Origin of the sequence: Streptomyces sp. NBC_00986 (genome assembly GCF_045162565.1) — a bacterium.
Taxonomy (GTDB): domain Bacteria; phylum Actinomycetota; class Actinomycetes; order Streptomycetales; family Streptomycetaceae; genus Streptomyces.
In genome coordinates this window covers 852,425-875,846 of record NZ_CP108733.1, presented here as the reverse complement: position 1 = coordinate 875,846, position 23,422 = coordinate 852,425, and the positions used below count along the sequence as shown (strand labels likewise).

At 67.0% G+C, this 23,422-nt stretch carries 23 protein-coding genes; 13 read left to right on the top strand and 10 right to left on the bottom strand.

Annotation, left to right across the window (positions count from 1 at the left end; genetic code table 11):
• Window positions 1-38: 38 nt before the first annotated feature.
• From OG504_RS03845 to OG504_RS03825, 5 genes are all read right to left on the bottom strand, one after another.
• Window positions 39-2,231 carry an MMPL family transporter gene (locus OG504_RS03845; RefSeq protein WP_329348961.1) on the bottom strand — a complete coding sequence of 731 codons (2,193 nt, stop codon included), beginning with the start codon at window positions 2,229-2,231 and terminating at the stop codon, window positions 39-41.
• Between the two features lie 416 nt (window positions 2,232-2,647).
• The gene (locus OG504_RS03840; RefSeq protein WP_405988407.1) at window positions 2,648-4,930 is read right to left on the bottom strand and encodes a family 78 glycoside hydrolase catalytic domain; all 2,283 of its coding nucleotides are present in this window, start codon (window positions 4,928-4,930) and stop codon (window positions 2,648-2,650) included.
• Window positions 4,931-4,975: 45 nt separating this feature from the next.
• Window positions 4,976-5,755, bottom strand: a complete 780-nt coding sequence (locus tag OG504_RS03835; protein ID WP_329348959.1) for a carbohydrate ABC transporter permease — start codon at window positions 5,753-5,755, stop codon at window positions 4,976-4,978.
• 43 nt (window positions 5,756-5,798) lie between these two features.
• Complete coding sequence (locus OG504_RS03830) at window positions 5,799-6,728, bottom strand: sugar ABC transporter permease (RefSeq protein WP_329348958.1); 930 nt, start codon at window positions 6,726-6,728, stop codon at window positions 5,799-5,801.
• 79 nt (window positions 6,729-6,807) lie between these two features.
• Window positions 6,808-8,079 carry an extracellular solute-binding protein gene (locus tag OG504_RS03825; protein WP_329348957.1) on the bottom strand — a complete coding sequence of 424 codons (1,272 nt, stop codon included), beginning with the start codon at window positions 8,077-8,079 and terminating at the stop codon, window positions 6,808-6,810.
• Window positions 8,080-8,382: 303 nt separating this feature from the next.
• Here OG504_RS03825 and OG504_RS03820 point away from each other — a divergent pair, with 303 nt between their 5' ends.
• Window positions 8,383-9,444, top strand: coding sequence for a LacI family DNA-binding transcriptional regulator (locus OG504_RS03820; protein ID WP_405988406.1), 1,062 nt, complete (start codon window positions 8,383-8,385; stop codon window positions 9,442-9,444).
• A gap of 64 nt (window positions 9,445-9,508) precedes the next feature.
• Here OG504_RS03820 and OG504_RS03815 read toward each other — a convergent pair whose 3' ends face one another.
• The 3 genes from OG504_RS03815 to OG504_RS03805 all read right to left on the bottom strand — a co-directional run bounded on the left by OG504_RS03815 (window position 9,509) and on the right by OG504_RS03805 (window position 11,943).
• Window positions 9,509-10,180 (bottom strand): response regulator, encoded by a 672-nt coding sequence (locus OG504_RS03815; RefSeq protein WP_405988405.1) that lies wholly within the window; start codon window positions 10,178-10,180, stop codon window positions 9,509-9,511.
• Window positions 10,177-10,851 (bottom strand): sensor histidine kinase, encoded by a 675-nt coding sequence (locus OG504_RS03810; protein ID WP_405988404.1) that lies wholly within the window; start codon window positions 10,849-10,851, stop codon window positions 10,177-10,179. Before OG504_RS03810 ends, OG504_RS03815 begins: the two co-directional genes overlap by 4 nt.
• Before the next feature lie 282 nt (window positions 10,852-11,133).
• The gene (locus OG504_RS03805; RefSeq protein ID WP_329348951.1) at window positions 11,134-11,943 is read right to left on the bottom strand and encodes an XRE family transcriptional regulator; all 810 of its coding nucleotides are present in this window, start codon (window positions 11,941-11,943) and stop codon (window positions 11,134-11,136) included.
• 327 nt (window positions 11,944-12,270) lie between these two features.
• On the opposite strand from OG504_RS03805, the gene OG504_RS03800 reads away from it, so the two are divergent.
• On the top strand, window positions 12,271-12,948 hold the full coding sequence (locus OG504_RS03800) for an SDR family oxidoreductase (protein ID WP_329348950.1): 678 nt from the start codon (window positions 12,271-12,273) through the stop codon (window positions 12,946-12,948).
• 4 nt (window positions 12,949-12,952) lie between these two features.
• Window positions 12,953-13,189 (top strand): hypothetical protein, encoded by a 237-nt coding sequence (locus OG504_RS03795; RefSeq protein ID WP_329348949.1) that lies wholly within the window; start codon window positions 12,953-12,955, stop codon window positions 13,187-13,189.
• Between the two features lie 98 nt (window positions 13,190-13,287).
• Here OG504_RS03795 and OG504_RS03790 read toward each other — a convergent pair whose 3' ends face one another.
• The gene (locus tag OG504_RS03790; RefSeq protein WP_329348948.1) at window positions 13,288-13,410 is read right to left on the bottom strand and encodes a hypothetical protein; all 123 of its coding nucleotides are present in this window, start codon (window positions 13,408-13,410) and stop codon (window positions 13,288-13,290) included.
• A gap of 121 nt (window positions 13,411-13,531) precedes the next feature.
• Entirely contained in the window at window positions 13,532-13,660 is a 129-nt protein-coding gene (locus OG504_RS03785) for a hypothetical protein (protein ID WP_405988403.1), read from the bottom strand.
• Between the two features lie 284 nt (window positions 13,661-13,944).
• Between OG504_RS03785 and OG504_RS03780 the strand changes: the two genes are divergently transcribed.
• From OG504_RS03780 to OG504_RS03735, 10 genes are all read left to right on the top strand, one after another.
• Window positions 13,945-14,271 carry a transcriptional regulator gene (locus tag OG504_RS03780; protein ID WP_405988402.1) on the top strand — a complete coding sequence of 109 codons (327 nt, stop codon included), beginning with the start codon at window positions 13,945-13,947 and terminating at the stop codon, window positions 14,269-14,271.
• Window position 14,272: 1 nt separating this feature from the next.
• A complete protein-coding gene (locus tag OG504_RS03775; RefSeq protein WP_405988401.1) occupies window positions 14,273-15,292 on the top strand; it encodes a hypothetical protein in 1,020 nt (339 codons plus the stop codon).
• Window positions 15,292-15,999, top strand: coding sequence for an ATP-binding protein (locus OG504_RS03770; RefSeq protein ID WP_329348945.1), 708 nt, complete (start codon window positions 15,292-15,294; stop codon window positions 15,997-15,999). Before OG504_RS03775 ends, OG504_RS03770 begins: the two co-directional genes overlap by 1 nt.
• A 101-nt stretch (window positions 16,000-16,100) precedes the next feature.
• Complete coding sequence (locus OG504_RS03765) at window positions 16,101-16,667, top strand: WhiB family transcriptional regulator (RefSeq protein ID WP_405988400.1); 567 nt, start codon at window positions 16,101-16,103, stop codon at window positions 16,665-16,667.
• The gene (locus tag OG504_RS03760) at window positions 16,664-17,713 is read left to right on the top strand and encodes a DUF2637 domain-containing protein (RefSeq protein ID WP_405988399.1); all 1,050 of its coding nucleotides are present in this window, start codon (window positions 16,664-16,666) and stop codon (window positions 17,711-17,713) included. The genes OG504_RS03765 and OG504_RS03760 overlap by 4 nt, the downstream gene beginning before the upstream one ends.
• Before the next feature lie 101 nt (window positions 17,714-17,814).
• Window positions 17,815-18,039: a hypothetical protein gene (locus OG504_RS03755; protein ID WP_329348941.1), complete on the top strand. Its 225-nt coding sequence runs from the start codon at window positions 17,815-17,817 to the stop codon at window positions 18,037-18,039.
• A complete protein-coding gene (locus OG504_RS03750) occupies window positions 18,036-18,692 on the top strand; it encodes a MobC family plasmid mobilization relaxosome protein (RefSeq protein ID WP_405988398.1) in 657 nt (218 codons plus the stop codon). Before OG504_RS03755 ends, OG504_RS03750 begins: the two co-directional genes overlap by 4 nt.
• Window positions 18,692-20,431 (top strand): relaxase/mobilization nuclease domain-containing protein, encoded by a 1,740-nt coding sequence (locus OG504_RS03745; protein ID WP_405988397.1) that lies wholly within the window; start codon window positions 18,692-18,694, stop codon window positions 20,429-20,431. The genes OG504_RS03750 and OG504_RS03745 overlap by 1 nt, the downstream gene beginning before the upstream one ends.
• Before the next feature lie 106 nt (window positions 20,432-20,537).
• Window positions 20,538-20,942, top strand: coding sequence for a hypothetical protein (locus OG504_RS03740; protein WP_405988396.1), 405 nt, complete (start codon window positions 20,538-20,540; stop codon window positions 20,940-20,942).
• 272 nt (window positions 20,943-21,214) lie between these two features.
• Window positions 21,215-23,257: an AAA family ATPase gene (locus OG504_RS03735; RefSeq protein WP_405988395.1), complete on the top strand. Its 2,043-nt coding sequence runs from the start codon at window positions 21,215-21,217 to the stop codon at window positions 23,255-23,257.
• The last annotated feature ends 165 nt before the right edge of the window (window positions 23,258-23,422 follow it).

Genomic DNA, 23,422 nt, shown 5'->3' with positions numbered 1-23,422 from the left:
GGCGAGCGGCCCCGGCCCGCGCTGTCGACGGCTGATTATCAGTCTGGGATCCCGGCCGACTGTGGCACGCGAACCGGGTTCGGGGTCCGGTCGGCGGGCTCATCGGGCGGGCCTTCCACCGAAACGCGGGGAAGGGTCCGGTCCAGCCAGCGCGGCAGCCACCAGTTCGCGCGTCCGCATAGGTGCATGAGGGCGGGTACGACGACCATCCGGATGAGCAGGGCGTCGAGCGCGACGGCTACGGCGAGGCTCAGACCGAATTCGGCGATCATGCGCATCCCGCCGAAGACGAAGGAGCCGAAGACGCAAAACATGATGGCGGCGGCCACGGCGATCACCCTGCCGGTCTCGGCCTGGCCGACCCGGACCGCGCTCCGGTTGTCCCCGGTGCGGGCCCATTCCTCACGCATCCGGCTGACCAGGAAGACCTGGTAGTCCATGGAGAGTCCGAACATGACGCCGATGATCAGGATCGGTACGAACGACTCGATCGGACCGGCCGACCCGGCTCCCAGCAGACCGCTGCCGAAGCCGTGCTGGAAGACGAGGACGATCGAGCCGAAGGCGACACCGATGCTGAGGATGTTGAGCAGCGCACCGACGGCCGGGATCAGCAGACTACGGAAGGCGATGGTCAGCAGCAGGAAGCCGAGCACGGCGATCACCGCCAGGAACATCGGCAGCTTGCCGATCAGCACCGATGCAAAGTCGTCGTTACTGGCCGTCGTACCCCCGATGTACACGTGTATCGAGGTGCCCTTCTCCAGCCGTGGGACCACGTCCGAGCGCAGATGGTCGATGAGATCGGACGTCTTGACGGACTGCGGTGACGTGGTCGGCACCACGCTGATCACACCGACGTCCTGCCCGTCGCGCATCGGGGCCGCAGAGACGCTCGCCACGCCGTCGACCTGGCGAAGCTTGTCTGCCAGGTCGGCAGCCGCGACCTTGTCCGCGGCGCTGGGCGCCTGGACGGCCAGCACGAGCGGGCCGTTGAAGCCGGGGCCGAAGCCGTCGGCCATCATGTCGTACGCCTGACGGTTCGTCGACGATGTCGGCAGGTTGCCGTCGTCGGCCGAACCCAGGCGCAGGGACAGCGTCGGGAACGCGACGGCCGTGACGATCACCACGGCGATGGCTCCGAGGATCCTCGGCCGGGCCTGGACCCGCGCTGCCCACCGCCCCCACAGCCCGGCCTCGTCGGGATGGTGATCGTGACCGGCCAACTGCCTGCGCTGCTTACGGCTGAGGACCTTGAGTCCGATGAAGCCGAGAAGTGACGGCAGCAGGGTGATGGCGGCCAACACGGTCAGGATGACGGTGATGGCGGCGCCGATGACCATGCCGTTGAGGATGCCGAGGCGCAGCGTGAACATTCCGAGGAGCGCGATGACCACGGTCAGACCGGCGAAGATCACCGCGCGGCCGGAGGTGTTGAGGGACTTCGCCGTCGAGTCGCCGACGCTCATGCCGTCCATGAGGTTGTGGCGGTGGCGGTTGACGATGAACAGCGCGTAGTCGATGCCGACGCCGAGGCCGATCAGCGCGCCCAGGGTGAGCGTGGTGTCGGGGAGGGTGACGACATGGCTGAGCAGCATCACGGACAGGGAAGCGGTACCCACGCCGGCGACGGCCGTGATGATGGGCAGCACAGCCACCCACACCGCCCGGAAGACCAGTAGCAAGATGACGAACGCCGCGACGATGCCGAGCCCTTCACTGGCCGGGTTCGACGCGGGGGTCACGGAGAAGGCCTGGCCGTTGAGCGCGACATGCAGCGTCCCGGACTCAAGTGAGGTGGCGAGCTTCTCCACCGTCTTGGTCTGTGCCTCGCTGCTGCCCTCGGCGAAAGCAACGGTCGCGTACGCCGTCGTACGGTCCTTGCTGATCTGCTGATGACCCGCTGCTGTGTACGGGCTGCCCACGGACACCACACCTGGCGAGTGTGCGACCCGGTCGAGTGCGTTCGCGATGTTCCGCTGCACCGAAGCATCGGTCACCGTGCCGCTGCGCACCTGCCAGACCACGGTCCCGCTCTCGCCTGCCGAACTGCTCGCGCCCTGCTTCAGGAGAGCCATGGCCTTGGCCGAGTCGGTGTTCTGCGCCGTCGTGCTGTTGCCGAAGTTGGTCCCGGCCACGCTGAGCCCGGCTACCAGGGCGAACAACAAGCCCACCCAGGCCAGAAGGACGACGAGCCGGTGCCTATGGCACCAGCTGGCTAGAGCGGACATTTGGGGTCCTCCGGAGTTGTGCCACAGGGTTGTGCCGGCGATCTCCGGCATCGTCTCGAAGGTCGCACCTACGCGATCTCTCGTCATTGGTCCAGCGCAGACACTTGCGCCTACTGCGATCGCAGCAGACATCCGCGGCCAGTGGCGTAGCCCCTGAGACCTTGGCTTCGGGAGCGACCTCCACGCCTCTGCACCGTGGTGCGGAGGCGTGTGTGCAAGAGCGAGCCGCACAGCGGGTCGTGGACGAGGTCGTCAAGGTCACCGCAGGCGTCGAGTTGAAGTATCTGGCCGACTTTCTCGGCCAAGGTCATACGTGAGATCAGTTCGGCGACGCGTTCGTCGACAGGCGTACTCGGATCGAGGCAGGGCTCGGGATGCGGAGTTTTGGGGGCCGGTGGCGCGCACGGGCGGGTGGTTCATCCAGCCACTCCGTTCTGAACGGGCAACCGCGAGAGCTCGACGTCGAGGGTGTGATGTCCGGACGGCAGTTCGCGGTCGGCGTGGCCCGGCCAGCGAAAGACCGCGCTGCTGCCCATGGGGATGGTCATCGAGACCGTCACGCGGTCGTCCTGCCGGCGCCATTCGATGGAGACTCGGCCGTGGGGGGTCTGCAGTGCGCACCGAGCCCAGTCGATGCCCTCCGCAACCTGCGGTGCCACCAGGACTTCGCGGTAACCAGGGGTCAGGGGCGCGATGCCTCCGACGGTGCGATGGATCCAGTCGGCGACTGCCCCGAGCGCGTAGTGGTTGAAGCTGGTCATGTCGCCCGGGTTGATGCGGCCGTCCGGCAGCATTGAGTCCCAGCGCTCCCAGACGGTCGTCGCGCCCATGGTGACTGGGTACAGCCATGACGGGCATTCGCGCTGGAGAAGCAGGCGGTACGCGGCGTCGATGTGCCCCGTCGAGCTCAGAGCGCCGGTGACGAAGGGCGTTCCGGCGAAGCCGGTCGAGATCCGGTGGCCGCTCGCCTCGACGAGTTGAGCCAGCCGGTCGCCGGCCCAGGCCTGTTCCGTTTCGTCGAGCACCCCGAACGCGATAGCCAGCGTGTAGACGGAGGCGCAGTCGCTCTTTATGCGCTGATTGCCGACGTAGTGGCGACGGAACGCGCCCCGGATGTTCGCGGCCGTAGAGGCGAATGCGGCGGATTCCACGGATTTACCCAGCAGCTGTGCCGCCTGCGCGACGAGCATCATCGTGCGGTACGCGCACGCGGTTGCTACCACGCCAGGGTCTGCTTTGGCGCGTTCGGGGTGTTCGGAGGGGGCGTCCGGGTCGAGCCAGTCGCCGAACTGGAAACCTGTGTCCCACAGGCCCGAAGGGGACAGCGATGCGCGGACCCTCCGCGCGTGGGCGAGCATCGTCGGGAACGTCTCGCTGAGGATCGTGATCTCGCCGTACGCCTCCCACAGTGCCCAGGGAACCCAGACAGCAGCGTCACTCCACAGGGCAACCGGGTGGCCGGTCGGTGGGCCGGCTGCCGCGTCGACGGCATGCTTGAGGATGTCAGGAACGACGAGCGGGACGACACCGGCGTGGGAGTGCTCAAGCGTGAGGTCACGCAGCCAGTCGAGGAGGAAGTCCTTCACGTCGAACAGGAAAGCGGCCGTCGGCGCGAACGCTGAGAGGTCTCCCGTCCAGCCGAGGCGTTCGTCGCGTTGCGGGCAGTCGGTGGGGACGTCGACGAAATTGCCCTGCATTCCACGGACAACGTTCGCGTGGAAGGTCGTCAGATCTGGGTCGGAGCACTCGAACTCACCGGTCCGACGCAGGTCGGACGAGATGACGACGGCGGTCACGGCGTCATCGACCGGAAGCCCTTCCGGCCAGTCTCTGAGCTCGGCGTAGCGAAACCCGTGGAAGGTCATGGTCGGCTCGAAGGTGTCGTCGCCGCCGCTCAACGTGAAGTGGTCGGTCGCCAGAGCCGAACGCAGTGGTCGTACGCACAGCTCGCCGTCTTCGAGAACCTCGGCGTGCCGTGCCGTGATGACCGTCCCCGCTGGTCCGCGCACACGGAGCTTGAGCCAGCCAACGATGTTCTGTCCGAAGTCGACGAGGATCGAGCCGGAAGCGCTGTGCCATGTTCTCTGCGGCTGCAGGTGGGCGATCCGTCGTACCGGCGGCGCGGGGTCGAGGCTGAGGTGGCTGCTGTCGTAGTCCACGATGCGGACACCGGCCCAGCCTTCGGCCTGAAATCCAGGGTGCAGCCAGGCATCGTCCTCACGTCGGGCATCGATGGCCTGACCGTTGTACAAGTCGTCGGCGACCACCGGCCCGGGGCCGGACATCCACGACTCATCGGTCGCGACCACCGCCTCGTGCCCGTCGGCGTAGGTCAGCCGCAGTTCTGCGAAGCCAGCGATGTCTGGACCGTAGCGATGCGTCTCTATCCAGCCCAGACGTCCGCGGTACCAGCCGTTGCCGACTGTGATCGCTAGCGTGGAGGTCTCGTCGACGAGATCGGTCACGTCGAGTTCGACGAAGTGCAGTCGCCACTCGTAGCTGGTCCACCCTGGAGTCAGTACGGCGTCCGTCACGGGCCGTCCGTTGATCCAGGCCTCACAGATGCCCAATGCGGACAGTCGCAGGGTGGCCGCGACCAGTCCTCCGTGCCCTGGCTCGGTGGAGAACTCCCGGCGGAACCGCGGGGCTGAGTCGATGTCGTTTTCGGGCACGATGAAGCGCCCCGTCCAGATGGTCACGTAGATTCCAATTCACCAAGGAACGGTGGGGGGATAACGATGGGCTCAGCCCTTGAGGCCGCCTGCAAATCCTTGGACGATGTAGCGCTGCAGAGCGAAGTACGCAATCAGGATCGGCACGATGCTGATGATGATCCCGGCGAAAATAAGATTCCATTGGGCGCCGTATTGGCCCACGAATCCGTAGACGGCAACAGTGATCGTCTTGTTCCCCGAACCCGACAGGTAGAGCAGTGGTTGCAGGAAGTCATTCCAAGTGAACACTGCATTCAGGATGATGACCGTTCCTGTGATCGGCCGCATCAGGGGGAATACCACCGACCAGAAGGCGCGGAATGCGCTGGCGCCGTCGAGCGCGGCAGCCTCTTCGAAATCGTGGGGCAGTGCGCGCATGAAGCCGGCGTACAGGAAGATCGTGAACGGCATCGATTGGCCGACGTTCGCAAGAATGACGCCGCTGAGCGAGCCGAGCAGGTGGATGTCGCGCATCGTCTGGTACAGCGGGAGCAGAGCGAGCTGCATCGGAAGCAGGAGTCCCGCAAGGAATGCGAAGTAGCTGACGGTGGACCATCGAGAGCGCAGCCGGGAGAGGGGGTAGGCCGCGGACGAGGCGAAGATGACCAGGAAGACGATGGTCAGGACCGTGACGATCGCGCTGTTGATGAGCCCGCCGCCGAGAGCGCCCTGGTGCCAGGCATCGGCGAAGTTTTGGAGGGTCGGATGCTTGGGAAGTGCAAGGGTCGAGCTCTGGTCTGCAGGAGCCTTGAAGGCGGTGTTGAAGAGCAGAAAGATTGGGAAAATGAACACCAGGGCTGTCAGGATCATGACGGCCTCAAGTACCCCTGTCCTCCATGTGTAGCGATACATCTCAGCCTTCGTTCTTCGAGATCATCCGATACTGAAACGCCGATGCGGCAGCCACGAACAGGGTTAGTACGACGGCCAGGGCGGCGCCGTTACTGAATCGCCCCAACTGGAAGGCGTTTTTGTAGATCAGCGTCGAGATGGTGTCGGTGGCGCCGCCGGGTCCACCCTGGGTCATCACGAGGACTTGGTCGAACAGTTTGAAGCCCCCGATAAGGGAGAGCATCAAGTTGATCGTGATCGCCGGAGCCAGCATCGGCCGGACGATGTACCAGAATCGCCGGATCGGGCCGGCTCCGTCGATCGCCGCCGCTTCGATCACCTCGTCGGGAATTCCCTGGAGTCCTGCGAGAAAAATGACCATGGAATATCCGACGAACTGCCAGATGACGACCGCGATGATCGCCCAGATCGCGACTTTCGGGTCGCCGAGCCAGTTCTGGCGCATTCCGCCGAGGCCGATGTCCTTGAGGATCTGGTTGAGTGCCCCATCCGGGGCGAGGAGGTTCTGCCAGAGGAACCCCACCGCGATCGACGTGATCACCACCGGTGCGAAGAAGAGAACCCGCAGGAAGTTCCGCGATTTGATCTGCGAGTTCACGCCGAGGGCGATGAGCAGGCCGATGGCATTCTGAACAACTGTGACAGTTACAGCGATCAGCAGGGTGTTCTTGATCGCTGTCAGGCTGTTCGTGTCGTCGAAGATCGACCGGAACTGATGGAAGCCCACCCAGTGCCTGACCGACGAGACACCGTCCCAGTCGGTGAAGGCGAAGAGGCTGCCCTGTACCGCAGGAACGATCACCGCGAACGCGTAGAGAGCGGCTGCGGGAAGAACGAACCACCACACCGACTGTGCGTAACTGCGATACCGACGCCTCGATCTCAAGGCTGGCGCGTCCGTGCGCGCCGGAACAGTGCTTGTTGTTGCCATGATGAGACTCCTTGCTGTCCCTCGCAGAAGGACAGCGCGGTGCACACGTTCCTTGCGTCGCGCTGTCCGTTCTTCCAGCTCATCCCTTGTAAGCGGCATCCATTGCGGCGAGTACGTCCTTGACCGAGGCCTGTCCGCCCAGGAGCTTCTGCATCTCGTCCTGGTAGACCTGGGTCATGTTGGCGTTCGGCCAGGTCTGGTCTGGGAAAGCGGCGGTCTTGTCGCTGTGCACCTGGTCGGAGACCCCCGCCAGAGTCGGCGCGGGCTTGAATCCCTCCACCGCGGTGCTGGGGAAGATGGATCCGGCCTTGACCGCGATGTCCATGCCTTTCTTGGACATGTAGAAGTCGAGGAACTTCTTCCCCAGCGTGACGTTGCCCTTGGCGTTGACGCCGTATCCCGCGCCCAGGCCGACCGGCAGGACTGTCTGCGAGGGGTCGTCCGTTGCGGGGAGCGCGGCGGTCTCGAACGACGTACCGCTCGGGGCGTACTTCTCGATGTCCACGATCTGGTTGCTCACCGTCACGATGCCGAGGGCGCCCCCCGTGGCGACCTGCTTCTGCGCGATCTCGAGGCTCGTTCCGAGCGAGTCCTTGGTGAAGCACCCGGCGTCGAGCATCTGCTTGTACTTCGTCAGCGCCGTAGTCCACTCGGAGTCGCTGAACGTCGCCTTGCCGGCCGCCTGTTGCGCCGAGAAGTCCGGGTTCGGTCCGTACACGAGAGTGGCCGTGAGAGCGAAGGGAAGGTAGTTGAAAGTACCGCCGGCGAGTCCAGCCATCGCGTAGGCAACCTTGCCCTTGGCCTTCGCGGCCGAGCAGAGGCCGAGCACCTGGCTCCACGTGGTGGGTGCCGTCTTTCCGACGGCCTTGAGTGCCTGCGTGTTGTACGTGGCGGGGACGATGGTCGAGTTGTTGGCGACCATCAGCACCTTGCCGTCGGCGCTCATGACTTTCTTGGTCGCTTCGTTGAATTTCGAAGCCCAGCTCTCGGAGGAGAGGTCTGCGAGGTACTGGCCCTTGGCCAGGGTCTGTGCCGAGATCGGGTTTCCCTTGCCCGGGAACACGACGTCGACATCGGATGCGGTGCCCGAGACGAGCTGGGTGTTGATCTGCGTCAGGATGGCCGGCCAGGGATAGCCGGTCGACTTGACCTTGACCCCCGGATTGTCCTTCTCGAACTGGGCAATGACCGCCTTCATCACGGTGTCATTGGACCAACCGGCAACCGTGAGGGTCTTGCTGCCGCTGCCGGAGGTGGCCGAGGCGGAATTCGGGTCGGTCGAACATCCGGCCAGTGCCAGAGCTGTGGCCGCACCGACACTGGCGACCGCGAGTGCGCGGTTTCTTCGCATGAAATTCTCCATTGGATTTCAAACGTGGAGCCTGGACGTTACGGGCCCGCACAAATCGGGACTCGTCCGGCGATGTGCTAGTGACCGTAGGACTCGAGGGTGAGAGTGTCAACCGGTCTACAAAAACTGGCTCGCGAAGCTCCAAGGCGGCCGGTGGGGCGGTGATCTGGAGCAGAAGTGCTGCTCAGGCAACAGTGCTCAGGCGTGCGCGATCGGATTCGGCGGCGACCGGTCTACAAGATCGGGGCGTGAACCGGATGTGCGGTGGTAGCCTCGCGCATGGTTTCAAGAAGGAGGGCAACCGTGGGATCGGATGCGTCCGCCGGTGCTGCTAGGCGTCCGTCGATGGACGACGTGGCCCGGGCTGCTGGAGTGTCCAAAGGGGCGGTGTCCAAGGTGATCCGCAACGCGTACGGGGTCAGCGATGCCATGCGGACGCGCGTGGAGGACGCGATCCGGGAACTGGGGTACCGGCCCCGCATCGCGGCCAGGGCCATGAGGGGGTCGAGCTTCAGCATCGGTCTGGAGATCCCCAACCTCGGCAACGACTTCCTGACCCAGATCATGCAGGGTGCGGCCGCGCAGTTGGCGGGTTCGAGCTACCAACTCATGATCGCCCCAGGAATCGGCGAGCTCAGCGGTGAGCCGGTCCTGGAGAATCTGGCCGACCGCCAGGTCGACGGACTCATCGCGATCTCGCCCGAGGTCACACCAGCCTGGCTCGAGACCCTTGCCCTCGAGCTTCCCATTGTCCTCATCGGACGCCACGACGCCTCCGCCAACTACGACACGGTCACCAATGACGACGTCGCAGGTACGACGTTGGCCCTCGACCATCTGCGCACCCTCGGGCATGAGCGGATCGCGCACCTCACGATGCGGATGCAGCCGGAGGCCCAGGCGCGCGCCCCGCACTCGCTCCGCCTGCTGACGTACGAGCAGATGACCGCCGACGCCGGCCTGGACTCGATCGTCGAATACTGCGGTGACGCACAGGACGACGCTTACGCCGTAGCACGCGAACTGATAAGCCGTGATCCCTCGATCACTGCCATCTTCGCCGGGCACGACACCCTGGCGATCGGCGTGCTTCGTGCGCTCGCGGATCTGGGACTGACCACCAAGGACGTCTCCGTAGTGGGGTATGACGACATCCAGCTCGCTGGCCACCCGATGGTGTCCCTTTCGAGCGTCTCGCAGTTCGGCGAGAAGATGGGCGCGATCGCGATAGAGCTGCTGATGGAGCGGATCTCCACCGGGCGAACGGCTGCGCGCCACTACCAGATCCACCCGGAGCTACGCGTCAGAGCCTCGTCGCAGGCCGCACGCAGCCGCACTCTGCCCGAGAGCCGCACGGGAAGCTGAGCGCCGGACACCCAGAGCCAGACCGAGTCCGGTGCATTGGATCTGCCGAGGGTCAGCGCACGCATCAGGATCGGTTGAGTTCGATCAGGCCGAGTCGGGCGGCTTCTGTGACGGTGCCGGCGCGGTTCTCGGTGCCGAGCTTGCGATAGATGCGGACGAGATGGGTCTTGATCGTTGCCTCAGCCAGATGCAGGGTGCCGGCGATTGTCCGGTTGGTGTGTCCATGAGCCAGGAGCCGGACGACCTCGATCTCGCGCTCGCTCAGCAGCGGACCCGACTCGGCAGGATGCCCGATGAACTGTGCCGCCGCTTCCGGTGCCAGCGCCATCCCTCCGGCCGCCGCGGCGCGTATGGCGCGGAACAATTCCTCGGGAGGGCCCGCCTTGAGGACGTAGCCGCGCGCGCCGGCCTCTACGGCCCGCAGGACGTCGGCCTGGTGGCCGTGGCTGGTGAGTACGACGACCCGGGCAGTGGTGGAGGTGGCCAGGATCCGGCGGGTCGCCTCGACGCCGTCGATGCCGCTGCTCGCCGTGCCGGTGTCCGACAGCCGGAGGTCCATCAGCACCACATCGGGGTGTAGCTGCTCCACCTGATGCACCGCGTCGATGCCGTCGCCGGTCTCGCCGGCGACGGTAAAGCCGGGTTCGCTGTCAAGGAGCGCGCGCAGACCGGCTCGTACGACAGTGTGGTCGTCCACGATCAGAATCCGCAGTGCTGGACCAGGATTTTGGTTCATCGGGCGCCCACCGGGATCCGGTCCTTGGCCTGCAGGGTCGCCCGGACGCGGGTGCCCTGTCCAGGCGTGCTGTCGATGGTGAGGGTGCCGCCGAACACACCCAGCCGGTCACGTGCCGCGGCCAGCCCGAATCCGCGACCTGTGCCTGGCGGTTGCAGGGCCGTGGGGCTGAACCCCACTCCGTCGTCCAGGACCTCGATGGCCGCGCTCCCCGCGTCGCCGTAGGTCAGAGTGACGCGTACGTGCCTGGCGCGTGCGTGTTCGCAGGCGTTGGCCAGGGCTCCCTGAGTGACCCGCAGGAGGGCCACGGCCTGATCTGTGCGCAGGGGGCAGGGCTCGTACTCGGTACGGAAGGTGATCCCGGGCGACCCGGCTACGGCGCCGGTGCGGGCGCACAAGTCGCGCAGCGCCGCCTCCAAGCCGTCCCGTGCGAGCAGGGGCGGAGTGAGGTCGTCGATGATGCCGCGGGTCTGCGCGAGATGCTCGCCGAGAGCTCCGGTCACCGACCGTACCTGCCGCCGGGCAATGTCTGGTCGGCGGTCCCAGTCCCGTTCGGCGGCCTGCAGCAGCATGCGGCTGCCCGAGAGTTCCTGGGCGAGCGTGTCGTGCAGGTCCCGAGCGATCCGGGCTCGCTCGGCGAGCCGTCCGGCCTCTCGCTGCTGCTGTGCCAACTCGCCCCGTGCGGCGGTGAGTTCGCGGGCAAGTTGCTGCTGAGGTGGCTGGTCAGCCGGGGTTCGGGAGGATATGGAGCCTGGCGATCGCGTGAGTGATGACGTCGGTCCAGGATCATCGGGCCGTGAAGCGCAGCCAGTGGCGGCGGCCGGCCTTCACGAGCTAAGCGGCGGCGGAGATCAGCCGCAGGCGCCGCTTGTTGGGTGCCCAGCGGTGGGTCTTGCCGGTCAGGGTGAGCATGGGCACCCAGGTGAGATGGGCGAGTCCATGGAGGCCGATCCCTAGTTGCTCGATACAGCCGTTGCGGGCGTCACGGCCATGAGGCGGTACGAGGGAAGTTCCAGGGGTGCTCCCGCGATGAACCGGATGGCGAATTCCTGGCCACCTCGACCTGCCAGGTATAGGCGACGCGGCTGTTCCGATGCGGGGTGGGTGATGGTGGGCAGGTCGGGTGCGTCCCAGAGCTTGCGTGCGGTCGGGTCGGCGCGGACGGTTTCGATCACGGCTCGCAGACGATCGTCGGTGCGCCACTGTTCGGCGTGCACGCGCAACTGGGCCATCATCGGCATCGCCCACTCCTCTTTCCAATTGACGAGTTGTCTGCGCGCTTCAGGCCAGGTGAGGGCCCATTCCATGACGTTGAGGCCGTGCTGCATCCACGGGAAGTACTCCAGGGCCTTGGCGTTGTAGACCAGCACATCCCACCGGTGGTCGTTGAGGTAGAGCGCCCAGGTGCGGCTGTCCTCGACGAAGGAGCGGATCGAGTCGGGGAGCAGTGCGCCGAGGTGGCTGACAGGGGCTTCCGCGGGGGCGTGACCGCGGGTGACGCGGTAGACGATGTCCCATTCCTCGTCGTTCAGGTCGAGGATGCGGCGCACGGCGTGGAGAAAAGCGTCGCTGTAGTTGCCGGGACGCGCTCCCTCCAGGCTGCCGTACCAGCGACGGCTCACGCCGGCCAGTTGGGCCGTCTGATCCTGCGTGATCCCGACAGTGCGGCACGTCCCGAAAGCCGCCTCAAAGCCGGGGATGTCCGATGTGTTGCGACGTGCCCGTGCTTGCTTAAGAATGCGGGTGACGATCTGGCCCTGCATCTCACTCTCATTCATAACGTTCTCGTAACGACAGGTGGTGAGATCCGGGTCACATTCCCGGTGTATTCACGGCCCTCGTTTCCTGCTGACCATTCACCGCATCGCGTCCTGTAGGCAAGGGAGTTGACGTTGCGTGCCTCGTCCTGAATTCGGAACGCAAAACCCCTGCATCAAGCAATGGGAACTGTCAGTTCCCACCCTCAGGATAAGCACAAGCTTTGCGTTCCTTTGGATCGAGTGACGACGTCCTACTGTCACTGGCACCGCTGCGGCGAGTGGATCTCCGCGACGGCGAACCAGTCCAGCTGACTCGTGTAAAGGATCTTCATGTCGCGCTCCGTTCTGATCACCGGCGGAAACCATGGAATCGGGCACGCTGCGGTCTGCGCATTCCTCCAGCACGGCGATCACGTCGCGTTCACCCACTACACCGAAGGCGCCTCCTTCGATCTCGTCCACGACGGAGCCCTGCCCGTGTACTGCGACATCACCGACCCCGAACAGGTTGAGAGCGCCTTCAAGGAGGTCGAGGCCGACCAGGGGCCGGTCGACGTTCTGGTGGTCAACGCCGGCATCACCCGGGACAACCCGCTGCGCACGCCCGAGGAGGCCTTTGCCGCGGTCCTGGACACGGACCTCACGGCCTCCTGCCGGCTGGCCACGCGGGCCGTCCGTGCCATGTTGAGGACCAAGCGCGGCCGGATCATCCTTGTGCCCTCGGCCGTCGCACTCAAGGCCGAGGCTCAGGCCGACTACGTCGCTTCCACGGCGGGCCTCGTCGACTTCGGTCGCTCGCTGGCCAGGGAGATCGGCCCGAGCGGGATCACCGTGGACACCGTGAGCCCGGGCCTGACCGGCATGGCCATGGCCGGAGACGTTCCGCTGGGCCGGATCGGGAATCCGGAGGAGATCGCCTCGGCCATCGCCTTCCTGTTCAGCGAGGAAGCCGCGTTCGACACCGGCGTCAGGGTGCCGGTCGGCGGCGGCATTTCCGTGGGGCAGTGACTCCTTGACGACGACCGTCTGTGTCGTCGTACGGCACCCACAGTTGACGCGGGTGGAACAGTCCACCCTGCGGCAACTGGAACGGGACACCCTCGCGGGATCTCTGGCCGTGCGGAAGACGATGGTGGGGGATCGCCGCGAGATGGCCGCACACTCCGACGGCGACCTTCGCCAGCTCAAGCTTCCGTATCACCGGGGCCGGGAAGCCGCTGTACGCATCGTCGCCCGCGACCATGCATAGCTACCGCTGAGTGATCGTACGGATGGAAGGCCGCCGAACCGGCAGCGCCTGATCGGGTCAGGGGGCCGGCGCGCATCGCGATTCCGGCGGGAGCGAACTCACGCGTTGTCGAGCAGTCCGGGGTCGTCCGACTCGTCCGACATTCCCTCCAGCCGACGGGCCAGGTCGATCGCGACGTTCGGCAAGTCCAGGCCCGATGCTCTGAGCCCGTTGGCGTGCACGGTGGTCCGGCGCGCCCTCGTCGCGTATGGCGGAAACCACCTTGGTCTCCGCGTGCTGCCGCTCGGCCTCCACCTTGTCGAAGAACTAGACCGGGAGCACACAAAAGACGCCGACCAGCGCTCAGACGGTCCGCGTCTTCGGTTTGGACCCGGTGCGGAGCTGCTGCATAGCGCCCGCGGAGACGGCCACGCCGGAGGCGTCGCGGACGCCGAGCGATGCCTCCCTCAATCGTCCAGCGCGGTGTTCCATGCCTGGTCAGGGTGGGTGCGAAGAGGCTGGACTTGTGCCATGGGTCGCCATATGGTCCTGGTCCCCGCACAAAAGGATCACCGGCGGGGATGGGCCAGGAGGGGAGGGACGATGCACGCACGCGGGCCATGACGCGGACCGGGGAAACGAGACCGGCGCCCGGGAGCTACCAACTCCCAAGCGCCGGGCCGGCACCCCGAAGAGCGCCGATTCACATCTCGCGGGCGGCGGGGCCTCTGCACGAGAACCGCCGCACCGCGCTCCTACGAATCACGGAGTATCGCATGCCCGTCATGCCGAGCGGAATTCCGGCCTGCCCGGACCCCGACCGCCCGCACCGTCTCGCCGCCCAGCTCGCCGGCATGATCCCGGGCGTGGCCACCATCCGGGTCGGCCTCAGCGACCCGAAGGAGACGTGGCCTCACCCGCACGTCATCGTCAAGGACGAGGCCGGTCAGACTATGGAGTTGAGCCGGATCGCCGCCAGGGTCGCGGCCCGCTGGATCCTGCGGGTCTGGCCGGAGGTGGACTGGACCCGGCCGCACACCTTCGACCTCGCCGACGCGACCCTCACCCGCAGCGACCTGCTCGCCGCCCGTCGGGGCCGCTGACATGGCGCGGATCCGAACCGTCAAGCCGGAGGCTTTCGTCTCCGAGTCGCTCGCCGAGGTGAGCGTCGAGGCCGAGCGGACCTTCTTCGGGCTGCTCACCCAGTCAGACGACCACGGTCGGCACCGCGACAACGCCGCGATCATCGCCGGGCTGCTCTGGCCGCTGCGCGCCGAGCACACCTCGGTCCACGTCGAGGACGACCTCCACCAGCTCGCGAACGCCGGTCTGCTCTGCCGGTACACCGGCTGCGACGGCCGCCGCTATCTCCACGTCGTGACCTGGTCCGCGCACCAGAAGATCGACAAGCCCAGCCAGTCCCGTCTGCCCTCCTGCCCGCAGCACCACGGCGGCGACCGGTGCGGTGCCTGCAAGGGCATCTGTACCAAGCGGACCGAGGAGTCGCCGACACCTCCCCGAGGGCTCGCCGAGGTTTCGCCGCATGCTCCCCGAGCCCTCGATCTGCCCGCGCAGCCCGCCGCGACGCCTCCCGGCCACGCAGACGGAGCTCCCGCCGCCCGGCAGGACGCCCTCGACGGCATGGCCGACACCCCTAACCAGGTGGACACGAAAACAGCAGGTCAGACGGCATTCTCCGAGGACTCCCCGAACCTTCCCCGAAGCCTCTGCGAGGGCTCGGCGCCTGGATCTAGGATCTTGGATCCTGGATCTTCTTTCCCTACGGGGCGCACGGCGCCCGCGGTCACCGTCTCGGCGAACCAGCTCGTCGGCGAGTACATCGCTGCCTGCGACGAGCGCCCGCCCAGCGATGTGATCGGGCACCTCGGCCGGATCGTCAAGAAGCTCCTGGGCGAGGGCATCGCCCCCGAGCACATCCGGGCCGGGCTGCAGAACTTCGCCGCCAACCCCAAGCACCCGAGCGTGCTGACCAGCATGGTCAACGAGGCCATGAACGCACGCCCCGGCGGTTTGGCACGACCGGGAATCCGCCCTACCGTGCCCGCTCACCAGGCGTGGACCAACCCCGCCAACGCTGCTGCTGCCTATGCCGAGGAGCTGTGATGCGCACCCGTAACCGCGAACCGCAGCCCCTGGGCGGCACGGGCACCGTGGACCGGCTGGCCCGGATCCTGGCCGCCCGCAACATCGACCCGGCCGCCGTCACCGACCTGGCCGACGAGCCCGAGCCGTACTCCCCGCTGGACGCCCTCCTGGCGGGGATGCCCCCGCGCTACCGGGCCGCCGTCGCCGACCACCCCCAGGTCCTGGCCTGGGCTCGGGAGGTGGCCGAGGCGGCCGTCGCCCCCAGCCGGGGAGCCCGGCGACAGGTCACCACCGGGCCCAGCCTGCTGATGGCCGGGGTCGTCGGCGCGGGCAAGACGCACCAGGCGTACGGCGCGGTCCGGCGGCTGGTGCAGAGCGGAGTCGGCGTGCGCTGGCGCGCGACCACCGCCGCCGACCTCTACGCCGACCTGCGCCCCCGGCCCGGGGCCGACAGCGAGCGGGAGCTGGCGGCCGTCAGCCGCTGCCCGCTGCTGATCATCGACGACCTCGGCGCGGCGAAGGCGTCCGAGTGGGTGGAGGAAGTGACGTACCGGCTGATCAACCGCCGCTACAACCACATGCTCCCGACCCTGATCACCACCAACCTGGCGATCAAGGACCTCCGCGCCTACCTCGGCGACCGCGTCACCAGCAGGCTCGCGCAGATGACCACCAGGGTCGAGTTCGAGCCGGTCGACCGCAGACGCCACCGCCCCGCAGCCTGACCCACCGCAGGCCGCGCCGGCAGCGAGCCACCCCTGCACTCCCGACCCAGCGCCCCCTCCGCCGACGCCTCTGCGCGCGGAGGGCGATCGGAGCAACTCGCATGACTATCACGACGATCAGCCCTGCCCGTCACCGGTCGCTCGGCGACCACACCTGGCAGGACCAGGCCGTCTGCCAGAGCACCGAGTACAACCCGGTGGACCCCGAGATCTTCTTCCCGGACCCCGACGAGACCGACAAGATCACCGCCGCGAAGTCGCTGTGCGGCCAGTGCCCGGTCCGCCGCACCTGCCTGGACGCCGCCCTCGAAAACGGTGACATCGACGGCATCCGTGGCGGACTTACCGAGGAGGAGCGCAGGTCGCTGCACGCGAAGCTCGCCCAGCGCCTCGACTACAGCCGCGTCAACGCCACCATCGCCGGGCGCGACGTCCACCTCACCAAGGACGAGCGCCGCGCGGTCGTACACGCCGCCTACCACCACGGAGTGACCGAGCAGCGCCTGGCCTGGCTCCTGAAAATCACCGAGGAGCACGCCCAGAAGCAGTACCGCGAGATTCGCCGCGCACTGCGCAACCGGGACCTGGACCAGACTCCGACGACCACCCCGCCTCACGAGACCGACGACGACCGCCTGGGCCGCGACGACTTCGGGACGGCGGCGTGACCGACACGAGTGCGCCGAGGACGGCGCACATCACCGGCTGGGACCGCGCGGTCGTCATCGCCCTGGGCGGCGCCGGATGCGCGTTGTCATACGACGCCCTCCAGCAGATGGCCGTCGCCATCCACGTCCGCGGTCTCCTGACCTACCTCTTCCCGCTGGTGATCGACGGCTTCATCGCCTACGGCATACGGGCACTCCTGGTCCTGCGCGACGCACCCCTGCGCGCCCGGCTCTACGTCTGGACGCTCTTCGGCACGGCCACCGCCGCCAGCATCTGGGCCAACGCGCTCCACGCGGTGCGCCTCAACGAGGAAGCGGGCTCGGCCACCGGGCTCCGGCTCGGGGACACGGTGGTCGCGGTGCTGTCCACCATCGCCCCGCTCGCGCTGGCTGGCGCGGTCCACCTCTACATCCTCATCGCCCGGGGCCCGGTCAAGGGCAGTGACCGCGAAGTCCTCGGTCAGGCTGACCGGCCCGAGGGCATCGCGGTCACCCGGACTGACCGGGTCGGTCAGCACGAGCCGCAGGCCGGTCAAGTCAGCGCCGGGCAGCCGGTCACTGCGCTGACTGACCGGCCGCGCCTGTCCCTGGACAAGCAGACCCCGGGTCCCCGGTCACTGACCGGGGACAGTGCCACGGCGGTCAACGGCAACGAGGACACCGGTGACACCGGTCAGTCGCACGAGGCCGCTGACCAGTCCGGACAGCCGGACACCGTGCCGTCGGTCACTGACCGCCCGATTGGAACCACGCCGGTCAACGGCAACCAGGACACCCTCGTGCCGCTCACCGACCGCCCGGTCGCCCTGTCGCCGGTCACTGACCGGGACACCCGGACATCCAGTGACCGGCGTCCTGACCCGGACACCGAGGAGCTGCTGAAGATCGCCCGGTCGGCGGTCAGGGCCGAGGACAAGCTGACCCGCAAGGTGGTCGCCCAGGCGATCCGAGGTCAGCAGATCCCCCTGTCCAGCGACACCTTGACCGCGCTGATGGCCCAGCTCCGCGAGCAGCACGGACAGCCGGTCACCCCTGCCCGGGACTGACCGGACAGCACGAAGCGGGTGGCCGCGCCGGACGCCCTCGCCGGTCACCCGCTCCCGGCCACGCTCCCCACATCCTCCAGAAGCGAACCGGAGCACACTTCATGCGTACTCACCCGGCCACACCCGCCGAGGTCGACTCCTGGCTGACCGTCCTGCACCAGCACGGTCACCTCTACCGCGCCCAGTCCGGCCCTGATACCACCTGGACCGTGCAACGAACTAGGGACAGCCGCGCCTGGACCCTGCACCACCCGGTCCTGGCCATGGACTGGATCGAGGAACTCGTCCGCGAAATCCGGCAGGAGAATCCGGAGACGCGCCGGTGACCGCCAACGACCCTGTGGCCACCACGGCCGGACAGCAGCGTGACCCCAACACGGCTCCGGGCGGAGCAAGTTGTCGCCTACGACGGTCCTACGGCCCGACGTACGCACTTGCCCCCGCCCCGGAGGGTGAGGGAGGCCCGGTTGGTCCCCGAGCGAGGGCGCACGGGGACCAACCGGACGACGGACACCAGGGGGCGCCCGTCGCCGGGGGAGAAGCAGACGACCGCGAGCAACCGAGCCCGAACACCCCCGCCTTCCCCGACCGCACGCCGCGCCGCCGCAGCCGCAACCCGAGTCAGCGCACCCGCAAGACGACCACCCGCCTCTCCGACACCGAGAAAGCCGAGATCGTCCTCGCCGCCACGCAGCGCGGCATCACCGTCGCCCGATTCCTCGCCGCAACCGCCCTCGCCGCCGCCCGAGGTTCCTCCACCTTGTACGCCAACGAACAACTCGACACCGCTATTGACGAGTTGGCCGCCCTGCGCACCGCCCTCTCCCGCATCGGCAACAACATCAACCAAATCGCCTACGTCTACAACGCCGGAGGCCAGCCCCGTCCCGGCGAACTCGACCGCGCCTTCGCGATCCTGATCCGTCTCTTGGCGCGTATCGACGACGCGGCTGACGCCCTGGTGAAGAAGCGACTTTGATGGTGCCGAAGATCCGGCGCGGTTCGCGGACCTACGGTCTGCTGGTCTATCTGTACGGCCCTGGCAAGCGTGACGAACACATAGACGCCCACTTGGTGGGGAGTTGGGACGGCTTCGCGCCCGACCCCGGACGCGACACCAGCCCCGACCCCAAGGTCACGCTCGCCCGCCTCGCCGCCGCACTGGACCTGCGCGTTAACCAGGCCGGCGACAAGGCCCCTGCCCAGCACGTCTGGCACTGCTCGGTCCGCACCGACCCCGGCGACCGGCCCCTGACCGACGCAGAGTGGAACACCGTCGCCCGCCGACTGGTCCAGGCGGTCAACCTCGCCCCCGAAGGCGATCCCGACGGCTGCCGCTGGGTCGCCGTACGGCACGCCGACGACCACATCCACATCCTGGCCACCATGGTCCGAGGCGACCTGCGCCGCCCCAGGATGAACTACGACTTCAAGAAGGCCCAGGCCGAATGCCGCCGCATCGAGAAGGAGATGGGCCTGCGCCGGCTCAAGCCCGGCGACGGCACCGGAGCCAAGACCCCCACCAGCGCCGAACGCTTCAAGGCCGAACGCACCGGTCGCCCCGAGGCCCCGCGCGAAACACTCCGCGAAGCCGTCCGCCAAGCTCTCGCCGGCGCTGCCACCGAAGAGGAGTTCTTCGTCCGGCTGCGCGAGGCGGGCCTGCGCGTGAGGATGCGATACGCCCCATCCGGTGACGCCCTCGGCTACAACGTCGCACTCCCCGGTGACCGCAACCGCGACCGCGAACCCATCTGGTTCGCGGGCTCCACCCTCGCCCCCGACCTCTCCCTCCCCAAGATCCGCCGCCGCCTGGCCGACAGCACCATCGAACAGACCACGCCCTCGGCCGCCGCCGACGGCCGACCCGACTGGTCCCCGCCCGCCCGTGCACGACGCAACGCCACCGGTATCGCCGAGCGCGCCACCGTCCTCCTCGACAGCGATGACGACGAAGCCGCAGCCCAACTCATCGGGGTCGGCGAACTCCTGGATGCGGTCGCCCAGACCTCCCCGGCCACCCCCCGCGCAGAATTGGGTTCCGCCGCCCGCGCCTTCGAGCGTTCCACCCGCAGCCACATCCGAGCGGAACGCGCTGACACCCGCGCGATCCGCTCGGCTGCCCGAGGAATCATCCAGGCCGGCAACGCACTAGGCCGAGGCGAGGACGGCGGCACCACCGCCATGCTTGTCTCCACCCTGGTCCTGGTCGCTCTCGCCGCCGCCCGCTGGCACTCCGCCCGCGGCCACGCCCAGCAGGCCCACGCCTCCCGACAGGCCGCCGAGCACCTACGAGCCGCCTATTACCAAGCTGCCGCCACACCCCTGCAGAGGATGCGCGACCAAGGTCGTGCCCTGCCCGGGGCCGAGCGGCGAACTTACGAGGACACCATCCGTGCGGCCCTATCGGAACTGGGGGTGCCTGCACACAGCACGTCGACGACGACCGACGCCCTGGCCGCCACCCTCGCCCAGGCCGAGCAGGCGGGCCATGATCCCAAGGCCCTTCTGCAGCAGGCCATCGACTTGCGCGAACTCGGCACCGCCGCGGACGTGAACGATGTCTTGGTCTGGAGGCTGCGCCGTCTCGCCCAACTTCCCGCTCACCCGCGCGAATCGACCCGCAACCCCCAGGCCAGCCGCACCAGTGCGAGGACGGCGCCCACGCCAGCAGCTCGCCCCACCAATCCTGGTCCGCTCGAGCGCCCACCTCACCGCTGACCGGAGTTGGGCAGGCAGGTCACCGGCTCGCCCTACTCGGTAAAACCCCTGGACAGCCGTTTGCACCGGCTGTTACGGATGGAATCGGAAGGACCCCGACCCGGAGATGACGCACATGCCCAGAACCACCGACCGTCCAGCAGAGCCGACACCCGTTCTGCCCGTCCTTTCCGCCGACGTTGATCCCCTGCTGCAACTCACGTACGAGACGCAGCCCCCCGGTGGCCCGGGGGCGACGCGCTGCCTCGGTCACCCGCGCGCACTGGCCCTGCGCGGGATTCCCGTGATGTGCACGGCTTGCCGTGCTCGCCGCGACTGGCTGCTCATCAACCACGGCCGCAACGTCTGGATCGTCTGCCGGTCCGGGAACCAATGGCTCGAACCCGAGATCAGCCGAGCCGACTTCGACGCCCTGATCGACATCCCGGACGGGACGACGTACCCCAGCGTCGAGCAAGGCCTCGCCGCGCTCGGATTCGACGGGGCCTTCGCCGGTACTTACCTGGACTAGTGCAGCGAGTCGCATCCGCTGCGACAAACCGCCGAGTGTAGAACTTGGCTTCTTTGCAGGTCAGTTGGGCTCTTGCAGCATGGCGCAGGCGAGTTGACCGTCAGGGCGTACCGGAAGCAACCGTGGTGCGTAGGAGACGACGGAGAACGGGTCAGCGGATCTTCGTGGGGTGACGTACGTGGTGGGGGTACCTTTCACTCGGCTCAGGTTGGCCCCGCACCGACCGGAGTTGTGCCTAGCCAAAGGCTGATCGAGTCAGGAACGGTGTGCTCATGAGGGTCAACTCCATCGCCGCGAACAACTTCTTGTCGTTCTCCAGCTTGGAATTGGCTCTAGGACCGGGCGTTACGGTCCTTACTGGGCCTAACGGCGCTGGTAAGTCGAACCTGGGAGCAGCCGTGGCCTTGCCCGCCCTGGTTGTGGAGCAGGGGCTGCGTGGACCTACAACGACGGACGCCTTGAAGCTTTTCGAGGAAGCTGGGTATGAAGGGGCGGACGCTTTCAACGTCAGCGTCGGTATCGAGTTTGATCAGCCGGACGAGCAGGATCTCGTACGGATGTTCATCGAGGCGTGCATCAACATGCATGCTCTTCAGAAGCTTCCTGTCGCGGAGGGCCGCGTGGCCGCGCTTGCGGCACTTGCACACTCCTCGGTTGCGGAGGACTCGGTCCGTTCATTGTTCTGCGGAACCCTCCAAGTGGCCTTCGCTGCCAGGGAAAGTTCTCCCTGGTGGGCTGCCTGGAACTTCGAGCATGAAGGTGAACCCTTCCAGCTCCTCCTGCGGGGTGCTCATGCCGGCAGCCTCTGGCCGGGGCACTTGGGGCCCTGGATGGATGTCGCCCTGACCGGTTTTCGCAGGTCTGTTCCGCCGCTCGGGTACAGCGAGACGACGGACGACCCGAGCTTTGAGATGTTGGAGTCCTTTGTCACAGAGGCCGAGCCGACACAGATTGATTTCGGGCGCATCCTGGCGACCTTGCCCCCTGAGGGAGCTTTCTCCGTCGATGTCCCCACACTCACCAACGGAAACGCCGCGGAACCCGCCAGCCTGCGCGCACTCAGGCGGGCGCTCGGTCAGGAGAAGCAACACCGCAGCGACTCCCACTTTGACTTCCGGCATGTGCTGGCGCACCTCCTACGCCAGCGACTTGTCCTTACCGACAACCGGCGCCTTCCCCTGGACCGGCACTTCCCGCTGGAGCGCGTCGGCGCCCCAGTAGACCTGCGTGACGGAAGTGCCGTGGCCGCTGAACTTCACCGGCTCAAAAACGGCGACCTCCGAGAACAGGAGATCTTCCACCGGACCGTCACTACCTTCAAGGACATCACGGGGCTGGACCTCCACCTGCGTAGCCGGCCGATCGGAAGCGACGAGCTGGAGATCGATGTCCTGGTCGGAACCCATGAGTCGGTGCGGATCGTGCATTTCGAGGGCGCGGGCGTCCAAGAGGCACTACTGCTGTCCACTCTCATTGCCGGAGACCCAGGCCGGTTTGTCGTGCTTGACGAACCGGCTGTCAATCTCCACCCGGCCCTTCAACGCAACCTGGTCCGTCATCTGGCCGATCTCCACGGTGTCGTGATCACTCACAGTCCCGATCTGGTCCCCAGCCAGTCGATCGACGATCTCGCTCGCGTTGTGCGGCTGACCCGAACTCCCACCGGCACTCACACCAACACCTTGCCGTCCGACCGTGAGCAGCAACTTGGCCAGTGGATCCAGAAGCTCGTGGTTGCCGACATCCGAGCGTTGCTCTTCGCCTCAGGAGTAGTCCTGTGTGAAGGGGCAACTGAGGTGGGGGCTTTGGGGCAGTGGTGGAGGGACGGCACCTCCTCCTACGACTCGCCCGAGTCCGCCAACATCGTCCTCATTGACGTTGGGGGCGATAGCTCCTTCGGCGGCTTCATCAACTACCTGGAGGCATTCGGCATCCCCTGGGCCGCTATCGCCGACGGTCCCGCGTTCTCACCGATGAGCGGGCTCAGTAAGCAGCTCACGAACCTTGGATTGGCTCCTTCCGAGCCCTGCCCAGACGACGCTGACGATTTTCCCGCCTGGAGGGGCTACTGGGAGAAAGCAGGGGTTTTCACCGTTGCCGATGCCTTCGGTGGGCCCGAGAAATCAGGGGAGTTCGAAGCCTTCCTGCAGCGAGTCGACAAGGACTTGCTTGAGCAGGTAGGCAAGGAGGTCACTGGCAAACCGCAGGTCGGCGCAGTTTTCGCCGCCCGTCGACCTGAACTGCCGGACGAGGTGAAGGACCTCTACGAACGAGTTCGATCCCACCTCGCAAGGCCGCGTACGGCGAATAGCTGACCTACTTCTCGGGGTCTGACCGGGTGGTCGGCCGCGGTTGCCGTTCTTCTGCAGCTCACCCCGAAAGCCGCAGCCGGGGCACTTGTCCTTGTCCTGGCTATGGCCCTTGTACCAGCGGTGGACGGCCGCATGCAGGATTGCTTCCTCCACCCATGCCTTGCCGTT

What these genes read in the sequence shown, in the direction of transcription:
- OG504_RS03740 (WP_405988396.1), top strand. Translation starts at nt 20,538, where the DNA reads ATGACGCACATGCCCAGAACCACCGACCGTCCAGCAGAGCCGACACCC.
- OG504_RS03765 (WP_405988400.1), top strand. Translation starts at nt 16,101, where the DNA reads ATGACTATCACGACGATCAGCCCTGCCCGTCACCGGTCGCTCGGCGAC.
- OG504_RS03745 (WP_405988397.1), top strand. Translation starts at nt 18,692, where the DNA reads ATGGTGCCGAAGATCCGGCGCGGTTCGCGGACCTACGGTCTGCTGGTC.
- OG504_RS03815 (WP_405988405.1), bottom strand. Translation starts at nt 10,180, where the DNA reads ATGAACCAAAATCCTGGTCCAGCACTGCGGATTCTGATCGTGGACGAC.
- OG504_RS03780 (WP_405988402.1), top strand. Translation starts at nt 13,945, where the DNA reads ATGCCCGTCATGCCGAGCGGAATTCCGGCCTGCCCGGACCCCGACCGC.
- OG504_RS03800 (WP_329348950.1), top strand. Translation starts at nt 12,271, where the DNA reads ATGTCGCGCTCCGTTCTGATCACCGGCGGAAACCATGGAATCGGGCAC.
- OG504_RS03845 (WP_329348961.1), bottom strand. Translation starts at nt 2,231, where the DNA reads ATGTCCGCTCTAGCCAGCTGGTGCCATAGGCACCGGCTCGTCGTCCTT.
- OG504_RS03785 (WP_405988403.1), bottom strand. Translation starts at nt 13,660, where the DNA reads ATGGAACACCGCGCTGGACGATTGAGGGAGGCATCGCTCGGCGTCCGC.
- OG504_RS03755 (WP_329348941.1), top strand. Translation starts at nt 17,815, where the DNA reads ATGCGTACTCACCCGGCCACACCCGCCGAGGTCGACTCCTGGCTGACC.
- OG504_RS03735 (WP_405988395.1), top strand. Translation starts at nt 21,215, where the DNA reads ATGAGGGTCAACTCCATCGCCGCGAACAACTTCTTGTCGTTCTCCAGC.
- OG504_RS03830 (WP_329348958.1), bottom strand. Translation starts at nt 6,728, where the DNA reads ATGGCAACAACAAGCACTGTTCCGGCGCGCACGGACGCGCCAGCCTTG.
- OG504_RS03835 (WP_329348959.1), bottom strand. Translation starts at nt 5,755, where the DNA reads ATGATCCTGACAGCCCTGGTGTTCATTTTCCCAATCTTTCTGCTCTTC.
- OG504_RS03825 (WP_329348957.1), bottom strand. Translation starts at nt 8,079, where the DNA reads ATGCGAAGAAACCGCGCACTCGCGGTCGCCAGTGTCGGTGCGGCCACA.
- OG504_RS03770 (WP_329348945.1), top strand. Translation starts at nt 15,292, where the DNA reads ATGCGCACCCGTAACCGCGAACCGCAGCCCCTGGGCGGCACGGGCACC.
- OG504_RS03775 (WP_405988401.1), top strand. Translation starts at nt 14,273, where the DNA reads ATGGCGCGGATCCGAACCGTCAAGCCGGAGGCTTTCGTCTCCGAGTCG.
- OG504_RS03805 (WP_329348951.1), bottom strand. Translation starts at nt 11,943, where the DNA reads ATGCAGGGCCAGATCGTCACCCGCATTCTTAAGCAAGCACGGGCACGT.